The sequence below is a fragment of the Bacillus sp. B2-WWTP-C-10-Post-4 genome (genome assembly GCF_009183805.1).
GTDB classification, from domain to species: domain Bacteria; phylum Bacillota; class Bacilli; order Bacillales; family Bacillaceae_G; genus Bacillus_A; species Bacillus_A cereus.
Genome location: NZ_WEII01000028.1, coordinates 18,432 through 32,704, shown reverse-complemented (window position 1 = coordinate 32,704; position 14,273 = coordinate 18,432). Strand labels below are relative to the sequence as shown.

Here is a 14,273-nt window from a genome sequence, read left to right as displayed (position 1 = left end):
TTGTAACTTTTCTGTAACGATTTTTTAGTTTAGAAAAATTATACTCATATGTATGAGTATAATGGATAGGTAAAAAAGTAAAAGGACATATTCAAAATTTGTGGTAAGGAAAGATATCATATGCAGAAATGGTTAAGCATGATGGGAATTATCTTTATATTGACTGGATGTAAAATGTCTGAAGCTCCAACAAGTCTAATGGAAGCTCCTACAAATGAAAAATGGATTAATGAATTAAAGGAACAAATTGATAAAGATTTACCTGTTAATTATCGCTTACTTACTCCAATGTCTAATAGAGATAAACAGACGACATGGTCAATGAATTTCGAACGAGATAATAAAAAAGAAGCTGTCATCGTATATAAAATACCTAATGAAGATTATCATATATATTTAGCCGTATATGAGAAGAAAAATAATGGATGGAATATGAAGTCAACATATACATTTGATGGGGAAGAAGTAGATATTGTTGAGGTAGGAGATTTCACAGGGAGTGGGAAAAAGGAACTATTGATAGGAATAACTACCAATCGTGATTTATTAGAAAACACAATGTATGTTTTTTCCGATGAGAGTGACGATATAAAGGAATTTTATAGACAGAAGTATACAAAGTTATTTATAGATGATTTAAACAAAAATGGTTTTAAAGACATAAGCCTTGTTTCGTATATGAAAGATGAACAGTTGAAGGTTCAGTTCATTGAAAAGTTTAAGGTATTGTCAGAGGTTACATTTGATCCGTATATAAATAGTATTCAAAGAATACAAATGGGCCGTATTTCTAAATCATTAAAGGCAGTTGTAATCGATGCGGGAACAGGGGCTCATTCAGGTATAACTTATGTAGCAAAATTTGATCAGGATCATTATGAAGTATTACCTATAGGTGGGAAAGAAGATTTATTTAATGAATATGTTGTAGAAAGTAAAGATGTTAATGAAGACGGCATTATTGAATTTGTTCGTACTGTACGTCCAAAAGGTTGGGAGGATAAATCACATGGTGATAGTCCGCTTTTTGAACGTTACATACAGTGGAGTGAATCTGGAATTAAACCAATTGAAGAACGATATATAGATATAGAAAAAGGGTATTATGTGAAAATTCCTAAAGAGTTAATAGGGAAAATTACAATACCAGATCAGCAAAAAGAATCAAATTCTCAAAAGTTTTTGGATACAAGAACAAATAAAATATGGCTTGAAGTTCATATTTTTAAGCGGAAAGAATGGTTCAATATAAAAGGCTACAGCGCAGCAATTAAAACGGCTTCTCACGTATATGCAGTACCGAAGCAATCGGAATTTGAAAAAGTGAAAGCATATATAAAACCGCTAGCGGATTATCAACAAGAGTAGGAGGTGGGAATTATGTCAAAAATTTTAGTTTTAGAAGATGAATTAACGATCCGTAGCTTTATTGTTTTAAATTTAAAACGTGCTGGATTTTATGTAATAGAAGCTACTACTGGAGAAGAAGCGTTACAGATTTTGAGTGAACAAACTGTTGATATAGCACTGCTGGATGTAATGTTACCGGGGATTGATGGTTTAGAAGTTTGTAAGGCTATCAGGAAAGAAAATAAAAAAATGGGTATTATTATGTTAACCGCACGTGTACAAGATGAAGATAAGGTGCAAGGACTAGGAATAGGTGCAGATGATTATATTGCAAAACCGTTTAGTCCAGTAGTATTAACTGCACGTATACAGTCTTTATTAAGAAGAATAGAAGTACATGAAGAAAAAACGAATATTGTTACGTCAGGTCCATTTTCGTTAAATATTATAGAAGAAAGATTGTATAAAGATGGACAATTAGTCGATTTAACACCTACAGAGTATATGATATTACAGTATTTAATGAATCAGGCTTCAAAGCCAGTTTCGCGTGATGAAATTTTAAATATGATTTGGGGAACCAATTACGTAGGTGAGACGAAAGTAGTAGATGTAAATATGAGACGGTTACGTCAAAAAATAGAATGTAATCCATCAGAACCTGAATTTATTCTTACGGTGTGGGGAAAAGGATATGTGTGGAAGGAAAGTATGAGATGAAACGGAAAGTGACTTTATATTTTATGACGGTCATTACACTTATGCTTGTATTATTTGAAGTTGTATTTTCAGTCTCAATTTATCGATACTATTATAATGGTATTGTGCAATATATAGAGTCTCATGCGAAAACGAGTACACGTTTTTTTTCAGAATACAATTCACTATACTTTATTCGATTACAAGAATATAGTGGTGACATAATTAGTAGCTTTCAATTAGAAGGAACAGAATTACAGTTAATTGATCGTCACGGCTCGGTTATACAATCTTCAAGTGGTGAAAAGGTAGAAGGTAAAGTGAATATTCCACAATCATTATTAGAAGGTGAAATGTATAATCAAGTTACTACGAAAGGTAATAAAAAACAACTAGAGGTGCTAAGCCCACTTATACATCAAGGACAAACTATTGGTGTTTTAAAATATACGACTGTTTTAACAAATGTAAATAAAAAGATTATTGAAATTATTACGTTTACTATTTCTGTAGGTATTGTTATTTCGGGAGTCGCCTTCTTAATTAGTAGACGTTTGGCAAATTCATTTGTTGAGCCAATTGAATCCATTATTCAAGCCTCTTCACAAATTGCAGAAGGCACATTAAAGCAAAAAATTAAAGAAGATTATCCTGGAGAATTAGGTGAATTGGCACATAGTTTAAATTATATGGCCTATAAAATAGATAAGGCTGAGCAGATGAAAAATGAATTCATTGCTTCTATTTCGCACGAAATACGAACGCCTTTAACAGGAATTAAAGGTTGGAGTGAGACGTTAAAAACAGTAGATTATTTAACAGAAGAAGAAATAAAGCAAGGTATGGGCATTATTTCAGGTGAGACAGATAGGTTGATTCATTTAGTAGAAGAATTGCTAGATTTTTCAAGATTACAATCAAATCATTTTAATTTATATAAACAAAAGGTGCAATTGTACGATATACTAGAGGAGACGATTTGGCAATTAACTCCTAAATCGGAAGAGAAGGAAATTCAATTTATTACTACTATAGACCGAATTGAATTGATGGGAGATCGAAATAGGCTAAAGCAAGTTTTCTTGAATATTGTTCAAAATGCAATTAAGTATTCACATGAAAAAAGCACAATACACATTGAAGCAACTAAAATAGAAGGACAAGCAGTGATTAAGGTAAGAGACGAAGGGATTGGAATTGCTAAAGAACATTTACCATATATTGAGCAATCATTTTACCAAATTAATAATCATGCTGCAGGTGCAGGTATTGGTTTAGCTATCGTTAAAAAAATGGTAGAGCTTCATGGCGGTGCGCTTAGTGTTACAAGCAAAGAAGGAATAGGAACAACAATTTTGATAAAACTCCCATTATAATACAAATAAAATCTATTTATATGGTGAAATAAAAATAAATAGATGTATAATTATATTGGGCGATTTATATATAAGATTAATAGGGAGAGGAATTCGATAGAATGGAAAAAGCTTTAAAAATTAAACAAATAGTAGTCGTTTTAATAGCGATTGCCGCAGTAGCTATTGGGTATTACATGTTTCAATCAATTACTTCACCAGCAAAAGCTGTTGCGAAACAAGAAAATGTAGTGCAGCTTGCAAGTGAACAGCCGAAAGTTGAAATGAATAAAACGGCACCAAGTCGTTTTAATGGAAAAGAAAGAAAAGTTGCTTATCTTACATTTGACGATGGGCCAGGGAAATATACGGCTGAATTATTAAATACGCTAAAACAACATGATGCGAAGGCGACGTTCTTTTTAATTGGAGCGAATGTAAAAGAATTTCCTGATTTAGTGAAGCGTGAAAATGCTGAGGGTCATTATGTAGGCATGCATAGTATGACACATAATTTCGCAAAGTTATATAAAAATGGCGAGTATGTAAATGAGATGAAAGAAGATCAAGGTTTAATCGCTAATATTATTGGGAAATCACCTAAATTAACACGTCCTCCATATGGTTCGATGCCTGGATTGAATGAAGGTCTTCGAAATAAAGTGGTAGAAGGCGGATTTAAAGTATGGGATTGGACAATTGATTCATTAGATTGGAGATACAATAAAATGCCAGTTGATGCAGCTGCAGCACAAATTGCTCAAAACGTATTAACAAACGCAACAAAACCACAAGAAGTAATTTTAATGCATGATATTCACCCGCAATCAGTTGCTGCTGTGCCAGCAATTTTAAAGGGGCTAAAAGAAAAAGGTTATGAGTTTGAAGCTTATCATGAAGAGAGTCACTTCCCAGTGAACTTCTGGCATGATAACCGTATGTAATGGAGGAATTGACGTTGAAGTATGGAAAAGTAGCAGTAGTTGGAACGTTATCAGTAGGGTTGTTAACAGGTTGTTTCGGTGAAAAGCCAGAAGAAAATTTATATACAGCTTTTGAAACAGCAGCAACACAAGAAAAATCTTTAGTGGATGAAGCAAAAAAATTAGAGCAGTTAGAGAAACAAGGCCAAGAATTATATTCTCAAATTTTGCAAGAAGGCAAAGATCATAATGAAGCAGTTGTGAAGAAACTAGAGCAAGCTACTGCAAATGTAGATGATCGTGAAAAAGTATTGAAAAATGAAAAAGAAATGCTAGAAAAAGCTCAGAAAGAAACAAAATCTGTACAAGGAAATATAGAGAAGCTTGAAGATAAAAAGTTACAAAAACAAGCAAAAGCAGTAGAAGAGTCGTATAAGAATCGTTATGATGCATTCCAAAAGATGAATGAAAATTACACGAAAGTGTTAGCGACTGAAAAAGAACTGTATGAAAAATTAAAAGTAAAAGAAACGAAATTAAAAGAAATCGGTGAAAAAGTTAAAACTGTTAATGAATTAAATGTGGAAGCACAAAAGTCGAAAGAGCAGTTTAACAAATTTACAAAAGAGTATAATGACAGTAAATTAGCATTCTACAAAGATGCAGAAATTAAGATTAAAGATCAGAAATAAAGAAGAATCTAAAGTGTAATAAAAAGCCGGAGAAACATCGTTATAAATGTTTTTTCGGTTTTTTACGTTAAATGAATAGAAAAGACTGGAATTGATATCATAAAAGAGTTATAGTGAGTTATTCTAAGGGAAACATTGTAAAGTAAGGAGAATGGGAATATGTCATATGAATTTTTACTCAAATTAGGTTTAGCACTCTTTTTAGGATTATTCATCGGGATAGATAGGCAGCTAAAGAATAAACCACTTGGTGTGAAAACAAGTATGGTTATTTCTGTAGCAAGTTGTTTAATTACGATGGTTTCAATTGAATCTGTGCATGTATATTCTGTTCCAGGACATACAAATATGGATCCGATGCGACTGGCCGCTCAAATTGTTAGTGGAATTGGTTTTCTTGGCGCAGGTGTCATTTTACGAAGAAGTAATGACGTTATTTCTGGATTAACAACAGCTTCTATGGTGTGGGCTGCTTCAGCTTTAGGAATCGCAATTGGTGCAGGATTTTATTTACAAGCGACAGTTGCTATGGTTTTAATTATTTTAGCGATTAATGTACTTCCGCAACTTGTGAAAATTGCAGGACCGTATTCATTAAGACAAAAGGATTTATCTATAAAAATTACTGTTAAAGAGCATCATGAGTTAGATGGTATATTTAAGCAAATTAAAAATTTAGGCATGCATGTGAAACGCGTGAAAATTAAAGATATAGATAGTGGAGCATTTCAGCAACTGGAGATGGTTATTTTAGCTCCAGAAGATTTATATACAACAGAGTTATATAGTTCCCTGAAAGAGATTGATCGAGTAGTTTCAGTTGAAGTGGAAAGTAGATAATTGTGATAAAAAAGAGTGAAGTGAATTCACTCTTTTTTATTTGGATTTTTAAGGAATGAAATTGATATAATGATGAGTAATAAGGGGGGGAGAAATGATGGGAATACATATTAGAAGAGCAATAAAGGATGATATACAAGGTATAGCAAAGGTGCATTTTGATAGTTGGAAGACAGTGTATAAAGGGATATTTGCTGAAGAAATTCTAGATAATATAGCATATGAGAAACGAGAAAAACAATGGGAAGATATTTTTCAAAAAGAAGGTAATCATCAATTTAGATTTGTAGCAGAGAATTTAAATGGAGAAATAGTTGGATTCATCGATGGGGGAGTAGAAAGAACTGGTACATATAATTGTGATGGAGAATTATATGCAATCTACCTTTTACAACAGTATCAAGGAATGAAAATAGGACAAAAGTTATTTCAAGCTTTATTATCGGATTGTATAAACAATGATATGCAATCACTTTTAGTTTGGGTTGTTACGAATAATCCTTCTAAAAAGTTTTATGAAAAATTTAACCCTGAAAAAATTGATACGAAATTTTTAGAGAGAGTAAGGGTAGAAGAAACAGCGTATTGTTGGAGAGATTTGAATTTGTTATACAAAAAGTTATATAGATTTGCTTAAATAATATTATTATGTAAACTTTATGTTTGAAAGAGGTATACCAATTAAGGTATACCTCTTTTGTTTAACCATTTTGGATAGATTACTAATGAAAAATAATAAGTATGTATTTTGAAACTGAGTATTTTTTTCTTGTATTTTTAACTAGATTAAAGAAAAGAGAGAAAACAAGAAAAATTAAATCAGATAAAAAAATTCTGAAATATACTCTTGAATTGAATATCATTATCAATTAGAATCATAATTGATAACGACATTCAATTATCGTTTATTATATAAAATTTCGATAGCTTTAATATAAAGAGGAGGACCAACATGCAGCTTGCGAAACAAATCGCAGAACATGCAACATTACAAAGCTTTTTAAACTGTTATTTAAGAGAAACAGGGAGTGGAGAATGGATTACAGAGGATGAAAGAATGAAAAGTATCTTCAGTAATACGTTGAATAGAGATACAGTCCCCACATATTTATGTTGTCGGCTATCGGCACAGAACGTTACTTTGTATGGAGAAGTTATATATAAATCACCAACAGATCGCCATTTGTTTGGAGAACAATTTTATTATCAAATTGGAGATAGTAATTCTGTTATTACAGCAGATTACGTTACAGTTATTACGTTTTTAATAAAAGAGATGTCGATCAACTACGGAGAAGGAACGAATCCTGCGGAACTTATGCTTCGAGTTATCCGTAGTTGTCAAAATATTGAGGAATTTACAAAAGAGAGAATAGAAGATACATCCGCATTATACGGTTTCCATACAACTTTTATAGAAGCGGAGCAGTCTTTATTATTTGGGCATTTAACTCATCCTACACCAAAGAGTAGACAGGGGATATTGGATTGGAAAAGTGCAATGTATTCTCCAGAATTAAAAGGGGAATGTCAGCTTCATTATTTTCGGGCACATAAAAGTATAGTAAATGAAAAATCATTATTATCAGATTCTACAACAACGGTTATAAAAGAAGGATTAAGTAATGATGAGATGGTTAGTAAGGAATTTATAGCGAAGTACTGTAAGGAAGATCAATATGCATTAATTCCAATTCATCCGCTTCAGGCAGAATGGCTCTTGCATCAAGCTTACGTACAAGATTGGATAATTCAAGAATTGCTTGAGTATATTGGTCCTGTAGGTAAGTATTATATGGCAACATCATCACTAAGGACGCTATATCATCCCAATTCGAAGTATATGCTTAAGTTTTCATTTCCGGTGAAAGTAACGAATTCAATGCGTATTAATAAACTGAAAGAACTTGAGAGTGGTCTTGAAGGGAAGGAAATGTTAAATACGGCTATTGGTGAAGTACGAGAAAGATTTCCAGGATTTGATTTTATTTGTGATCCAGCCTTTATTACATTAAATTATGGAACACAAGAATCTGGATTTGAAGTGATTATTCGTGAGAATCCTTTTTATAGTGAACATGCAAACGACGCAACATTAATTGCTGGGCTAGTTCAAGACGCTATACCTGGGGAGCGTACGCGGTTATCGAATATTATTCATCGCCTAGCAGATTTAGAAAGTAAAAGCTGTGAAGAAGTAAGCTTAGAGTGGTTTAGACGATATATGAATATTTCTTTAAAGCCAATGGTATGGATGTATTTACAGTATGGTGTTGCATTAGAAGCTCATCAGCAAAATAGCGTTGTTCAGCTAAAAGATGGTTATCCGGTCAAATATTATTTCCGTGATAATCAAGGATTTTATTTCTGTAATTCAATGAAAGAGATGCTTAATAATGAATTAGCTGGTATTGGAGAACGTACTGGAAATTTATATGACGACTATATTGTGGATGAGAGATTTCGTTACTACTTAATTTTCAATCATATGTTTGGCCTCATTAATGGTTTTGGCACAGCAGGATTAATTAAGGAGGAAATTCTTCTCTCGGAATTAAGGTCTGTACTTGAATCATTTCTTCCATATAACCGGGAACCTTCTACATTTTTAAGAGAATTATTGGACGAAGATAAGTTAGCGTGTAAAGCAAATTTACTAACGAGATTTTTCGATGTCGATGAGTTAAGTAATCCATTGGAGCAAGCTATTTATGTGCAAGTACATAATCCACTCGTTAGAGAAGTGGCTGTTCGTTCATAAATAACGTTAAAATTTCACGTAATACAAATAATGGTATTTTGTCATAAAGTGGAGGGTTTTATGAGAGTGGACATGTATCATACGAAAGTATTGAAGGCGCTCGAATCAGAAGATTACATTTCAGTACGAAGAAGAGTGCTACGTCAATTAGTAGAATCGTTAATTTATGAGGGGATTATTACACCGGTTCGCATAGAAAAAGAAGAACAACTTCTTTTTCTAATACAAGGACTTGATGAAGAAGGCAAAAGTGTCACGTACAAATGCTATGGCAGGGAACGGATGACATTTGGACGTATTTCGTTAGACTCATTAATAGTAAGAGTTCAAGATGAACAGCAAGAAATACAATCTGTCTCGCAATTTCTAGAAGAAGTTTTTCGGGTTACTAGTGTAGAACAAGCTAAATTAGATTCTTTTATACACGAATTAGAACAAACAATATTTAAAGACACGATTGCACAATATGAAAGAAATAATAAGAGAGAATATACTCAAAAATCTTACGATGAGTTTGAAAGCCATTTAATAGACGGCCATCCATATCATCCTAGTTATAAAGCACGTGTTGGATTTCAATATCGTGACAATTTTCAATATGGTTATGAATTTATGCAGCCAATAAAACTCATATGGATTGCAGCGCATAAGAATTATGCGACTGTAGGTTATGAGAATGAAGTGATGTATAACAACCTTTTAAAAGAGGAGATTGGCGATCGTAAATTAGAAGAATTTATGGAACGAATTCGTAATAAGGGATGTAATCCAAAACAGTACGTGTTTATACCTGTTCACCCATGGCAGTGGGTGAATTTCATCATTTCAAATTATGCGGATCATATACAGGGGAAATTTATTATTTATTTAGGAACATCAGAGGACGATTATTGCGCGCAACAGTCAATGAGAACATTAAGAAATATTACGAGTCCAAAGAAACCGTACGTTAAATTATCGATGAATTTACTCAACACTTCAACACTTCGTACGCTGAAACCATACTCTGTTGTGAGTGCACCAGCAATATCAAATTGGTTAAATGATGTTGTAAGTAATGACGCCTATTTAATGGATGAAGCACGTTTAATCTTGTTAAATGAGTTTTCCAGTGTAACGTATGACACGAATAAAAAAGCTATATATGGTTCATTAGGATGTATTTGGCGCGAAAGCATTCATAAGTATTTAGATGCACAAGAAGATGCAATTCCTTTTAATGGTTTATACGCTAAAGAGAAAGATGGTACACCAATTATTGATGCGTGGTTGAATAAATATGGAATGAAGGATTGGCTACAATTACTTATTCAAAAAGCGATAATACCAGTTATACATCTTGTTGTAGAGCATGGCATCGCACTGGAATCACATGGACAAAATATGATTCTAGTTCATAAAGAAGGGGTGCCTGTTCGTATTGCGTTAAAGGATTTTCATGAAGGGCTTGAGTTTTATCGTCCATATTTGAAAACGGTTGACAAATGTCCCGACTTTACTAAAATGCATAAAACATATGCGAATGGAAAAATGAATGATTTCTTTGAAATGGATCGCATTGAATGTTTGCAAGAGATGGTGTTAGATGCACTATTCCTGTTTAATTTAGGAGAATTAGCATTCGTACTTGCGGATGAATATGGATTGAAAGAAGAACATTTTTGGATGATGGTTGTTGAAGAAATTGAAGATCATTTAAGAATATATCCACATTTGAAAGGTAGATTTGAAAATATTCAATTATATGCACCTACATTCTATGCTGAACAATTAACGAAACGTCGATTATATATGGATGTGGAATCGCTTGTTCATGAAGTTCCAAATCCATTGTATAGAGTAAGACAACTTATGAAACAAAAATCAGCTGTTACAGGGGGAAATTATGCTAATCGTTAATAAACAAGAGTATAGCAAAAGTGATTTTGAATTGAGATTACAAGTTTATGAGGAAATGGAACAATTTCAAAAAGCAGAAGGAAATAGATTTGCACTTTGTCTGAAAGATCCATTCGATATTATTACGCTTGTGTTTTTCTTAAAAGAAAAGAAATCATCAGTATTACTTATACATGAAGATACGCCAAAAGAAACGGCTATTGAAATGGCAAAGCGTGCAAATTGTGTAGGGATTTTATATGGAGAATATGGCGATTTTACAAAATTAGAAGTAGGGAACTTTTTACTAGAAGAGCCTTCTTTATTGCAATATAGTTCGGGAACTACGGGAGAACCGAAACTGATTCGTAGAGCATGGACGGAAGTTGATACAGAAATTACTGCCTATAATGAAGCTTTAAACTGTGAAGTAGATGAAGTGCCAATCGTTATGGCTCCTGTTTCACATTCATACGGACTAATATGTGGTACGTTATCAGCAATTACGAGGGGGAGCAAGCCTGTAATCATTACGAACAAAAATCCTAAATTCGCATTAAATATAGTTCGCAATACAGAAAAACATATTATATATGCAGTACCACTTATGTTACACATTATGGGGAGTTTTCCATTAGGAACGTTCCAGTTTCATAAAATTATGACATCAGGATCGCCTTTGCCAGAAGCACTATTTTATAAACTAAAAAAAATGACAACATATATGATGCAGCAATATGGTTGTTCTGAAGCAGGTTGTATTAGTATATGTCATGATATGAAAAGCCATTTAGATTTAGGAAACCCTCTACCTCATGCAAGTATAAGCATAGGTTCAGATGAAAATGCACCGGAAGAAATCGTCGTGAAAATGAATGATAAGGAAATTTTTACGAAGGATTTAGGGTATAAATCTGAGCGTGGCATTCATTTTATGGGGCGTATGGACGATGTAATTAATGTCTCAGGATTAAAAGTCTTTCCTATAGAGGTAGAAGAAACGATGCTTCAATTGGAAGGTGTGCAAGAGGCAATTGTATATCGAGGGAAACATCCTGTGATGGGCGAAATAGTTAAAGCGAAAGTGATCTCTCATGTTGATCCAGTGAAAATAAGAGAATGGTGTATTCAGCACTTACCTTCTTATAAAGTTCCGCATGAAATTGAAAGTGTAAATGAAATTCCTAAAAATAAAACTGGAAAAGTAAGTAGAAAGTTACTAGAGATGGGAGAGGTTACAACATGAGACGGGAAGCGTTAAAGAATGCCGTGTTAAAAATTATGATAGAAAAAATGGAACTGAAAAATGTAACGCATTTAGAAGAAACGATGCGCTTAAATCAAGATTTATATATAGATTCGGTAATGATGTTACAGCTTATTGTATACATAGAAATGGATGTAAAGCTATGCGTTCCAGAGGATGAGGTAGACCCAAAGGCATTTCTTACTGTAGGATCTTTGCTTGATTTTATGGAGGAGTTACAAGAAGTAAATGTGAATAACTAACCTTTAGGAAAGTGGATGAGAGTATGACTTCAATAAAAGTGCACTGTTTAGTGAGTTGTTTTTGTGAAATTATAAAAAGGCGTAGCGACATTGATTTTCGTCCATTTTATTTTGGACTATGGGATGGAGATTTTGATATAACAGAAGGCGGAATTATTTCATATCACTCTGAAAACATTAACCATGATCATTATTTACTTTGGTTTGAAAAATTGTACGATATTAAAGTAAACGAATGGTATGATCGTGCAAAAGATAAAGATAGCAATGTAGAAACGTTTTTAGAATTAGTAGAAAACAAGCCGGGAAATCGTTATGTCATTGTAATGGTTGATATGTCTCTATTACCAGAGAGGGAAAATAAATTTCATCAAAAACCGTTTCCACATTATTTAATGATATCAAAAACAGAGAAAGAAGAAGAGTGGTTCATGCTAGATCCTGATTTTCGTTGGGAAGGAAATATGGAAAGAGAAAAAGTACTTCACTCTATTCAAGATAACCCATTTGGTGGAGGGTATTTCATTGATATAGAAGGAATTGGAGAGCCAACGCAAGAAACAGTAGCTAGTTATTTCACAGAAACATTCAAAAAGAACGACAATGAACTGACTATGGAACTGAAAAATTTAATTGTAAAAATGGCAAATGAGGAAGAAGGATATGCGCTTTCTGGACTTGTAGCAGCAGTAAAACAAATACCAGTACTTGCAATTCGTAAATATAGTTATGAGCATGCCTTTGCATACTTCCGTGAAACGTTGCAATATTCGGAGCAAGAATTTGATTATTGGTGTGATCGGGTAGAGGATATTGTACAAGGATTTACAAATGTACAGTATCGTGCAATTAAAATGGCAATGACGAATAATAAAGGTATGCTAGTATCGATTATTGAAAAACTGGATGAAATGAATGCAATTGAACTGCAAATTAAGAAGGAATTAGAGAGACAGTTTCTATCATGGAAAGGTATGAAAACAAATCAGTCTGTCGCAACTTTTTAATAAGCTAACTGAATTTAAGATAGGGGAGTTTAATGCTATGAAATATTCGCTATGTACCATTTCATTTCGTCATCAATTAATTTCATTTACTGATATTGTTCAATTTGCATATGAAAACGGTTTTGAAGGAATTGAATTGTGGGGGACTCATGCACAAAATTTGTATATACAAGAACGCGAAACGACAGAACGAGAATTGACTTTTCTAAAGGATAAAAACTTAGAAATTACGATGATAAGTGATTACTTAGATATATCATTATCAGCAGATTTTGAAAAAACGATAGAGAAAAGTGAACAACTTGTAGTACTAGCTAATTGGTTTAATACGAATAAAATTCGCACGTTTGCTGGGCAAAAAGGGAGCAAGGACTTCTCGGAACAAGAGAGAAAAGAGTATGTGAAGCGAATACGTAAGATTTGTGATGTGTTTGCTCAGCACAATATGTATGTGCTGTTAGAAACACATCCCAATACACTAACGGACACATTGCCTTCTACTATAGAACTATTAGAAGAAGTAAATCATCCGAATTTAAAAATAAATCTTGATTTTCTTCATATATGGGAGTCTGGCGCAGATCCAATAGACAGTTTCCATCGATTAAAGCCGTGGACACTACATTACCATTTTAAGAATATATCTTCAGCGGATTATTTGCATGTGTTTGAACCTAACAATGTATATGCTGCAGCAGGAAGTCGTATTGGTATGGTTCCGTTATTTGAAGGTATTGTAAATTATGATGAGATTATTCAGGAAGTGAGAGGTACGGATCTTTTTGCTTCCTTAGAATGGTTTGGACATAATGCAAAAGAGATATTAAAAGAAGAAATGAAAGTATTAATAAATAGAAAATTAGAAGTAGTAACTTCGTAATGTGAAATGATGTGAGAGTCTCGTTTTAGAGGCTCTTTTTTTATGGTAAAAAATAACCAAAAATTTCCATGTATTTTAATTTGAATTTAACACAATTTATATATAAATAAGGAGGTGATTGGTAATGGCTAGAAATCGTAATTCTAATCAATTAGCATCACATGGAGCACAAGCAGCTTTAGATCAAATGAAATATGAAATTGCACAAGAGTTTGGTGTACAACTTGGCGCTGATACTTCTTCACGTGCAAACGGTTCTGTAGGCGGTGAAATTACAAAACGCCTTGTAGCGATGGCAGAACAACAACTTGGTGGCGGATATACTCGCTAATTGTAGAAGGTTATAGGAGAAAGGAAGGATGCTTCCTTTCTTTTTTTT

14 protein-coding genes are annotated in these 14,273 nt (G+C 33.1%); all 14 read left to right on the top strand.

The genetic code is table 11. The features are described 5' to 3' along the window. The first annotated feature begins 120 nt into the window (after window positions 1–120). A complete protein-coding gene (locus tag GBN78_RS13655) occupies window positions 121–1,368 on the top strand; it encodes a hypothetical protein (RefSeq protein ID WP_152127474.1) in 1,248 nt (415 codons plus the stop codon). A 12-nt stretch (window positions 1,369–1,380) separates the two neighbouring features. Next, the gene (locus GBN78_RS13650; protein WP_000036071.1) at window positions 1,381–2,070 is read left to right on the top strand and encodes a response regulator transcription factor; all 690 of its coding nucleotides are present in this window, start codon (window positions 1,381–1,383) and stop codon (window positions 2,068–2,070) included. Further along, window positions 2,067–3,425, top strand: a complete 1,359-nt coding sequence (locus GBN78_RS13645) for a sensor histidine kinase (RefSeq protein WP_100619653.1) — start codon at window positions 2,067–2,069, stop codon at window positions 3,423–3,425. Before GBN78_RS13650 ends, GBN78_RS13645 begins: the two co-directional genes overlap by 4 nt. A 101-nt stretch (window positions 3,426–3,526) precedes the next feature. Further along, complete coding sequence (locus tag GBN78_RS13640; RefSeq protein WP_000409484.1) at window positions 3,527–4,348, top strand: peptidoglycan-N-acetylglucosamine deacetylase; 822 nt, start codon at window positions 3,527–3,529, stop codon at window positions 4,346–4,348. Between the two features lie 14 nt (window positions 4,349–4,362). Beyond that, on the top strand, window positions 4,363–5,019 hold the full coding sequence (locus GBN78_RS13635) for a YkyA family protein (protein WP_100619654.1): 657 nt from the start codon (window positions 4,363–4,365) through the stop codon (window positions 5,017–5,019). 159 nt (window positions 5,020–5,178) lie between these two features. Continuing rightward, complete coding sequence (locus tag GBN78_RS13630; RefSeq protein WP_000119510.1) at window positions 5,179–5,859, top strand: MgtC/SapB family protein; 681 nt, start codon at window positions 5,179–5,181, stop codon at window positions 5,857–5,859. Between the two features lie 94 nt (window positions 5,860–5,953). Continuing rightward, the gene (locus tag GBN78_RS13625) at window positions 5,954–6,496 is read left to right on the top strand and encodes a GNAT family N-acetyltransferase (RefSeq protein WP_152127473.1); all 543 of its coding nucleotides are present in this window, start codon (window positions 5,954–5,956) and stop codon (window positions 6,494–6,496) included. A gap of 315 nt (window positions 6,497–6,811) precedes the next feature. After that, the gene (locus GBN78_RS13620; protein WP_001175122.1) at window positions 6,812–8,620 is read left to right on the top strand and encodes an IucA/IucC family protein; all 1,809 of its coding nucleotides are present in this window, start codon (window positions 6,812–6,814) and stop codon (window positions 8,618–8,620) included. A 60-nt stretch (window positions 8,621–8,680) separates the two neighbouring features. Continuing rightward, on the top strand, window positions 8,681–10,519 hold the full coding sequence (locus GBN78_RS13615) for an IucA/IucC family protein (protein ID WP_001261833.1): 1,839 nt from the start codon (window positions 8,681–8,683) through the stop codon (window positions 10,517–10,519). Further along, window positions 10,506–11,744, top strand: a complete 1,239-nt coding sequence (locus GBN78_RS13610) for an AMP-binding protein (RefSeq protein WP_106822307.1) — start codon at window positions 10,506–10,508, stop codon at window positions 11,742–11,744. The genes GBN78_RS13615 and GBN78_RS13610 overlap by 14 nt, the downstream gene beginning before the upstream one ends. After that, a complete protein-coding gene (asbD, locus tag GBN78_RS13605) occupies window positions 11,741–12,007 on the top strand; it encodes a petrobactin biosynthesis protein AsbD (RefSeq protein ID WP_086409199.1) in 267 nt (88 codons plus the stop codon). The genes GBN78_RS13610 and asbD overlap by 4 nt, the downstream gene beginning before the upstream one ends. A gap of 23 nt (window positions 12,008–12,030) precedes the next feature. Next, on the top strand, window positions 12,031–13,014 hold the full coding sequence (locus GBN78_RS13600; RefSeq protein ID WP_152127472.1) for a DUF6005 family protein: 984 nt from the start codon (window positions 12,031–12,033) through the stop codon (window positions 13,012–13,014). Window positions 13,015–13,051: 37 nt separating this feature from the next. Next, entirely contained in the window at window positions 13,052–13,894 is an 843-nt protein-coding gene (locus GBN78_RS13595) for a sugar phosphate isomerase/epimerase family protein (RefSeq protein WP_000877670.1), read from the top strand. Window positions 13,895–14,018: 124 nt separating this feature from the next. Continuing rightward, the gene (locus GBN78_RS13590; protein ID WP_000113545.1) at window positions 14,019–14,225 is read left to right on the top strand and encodes an alpha/beta-type small acid-soluble spore protein; all 207 of its coding nucleotides are present in this window, start codon (window positions 14,019–14,021) and stop codon (window positions 14,223–14,225) included. Window positions 14,226–14,273: the final 48 nt, after the last annotated feature.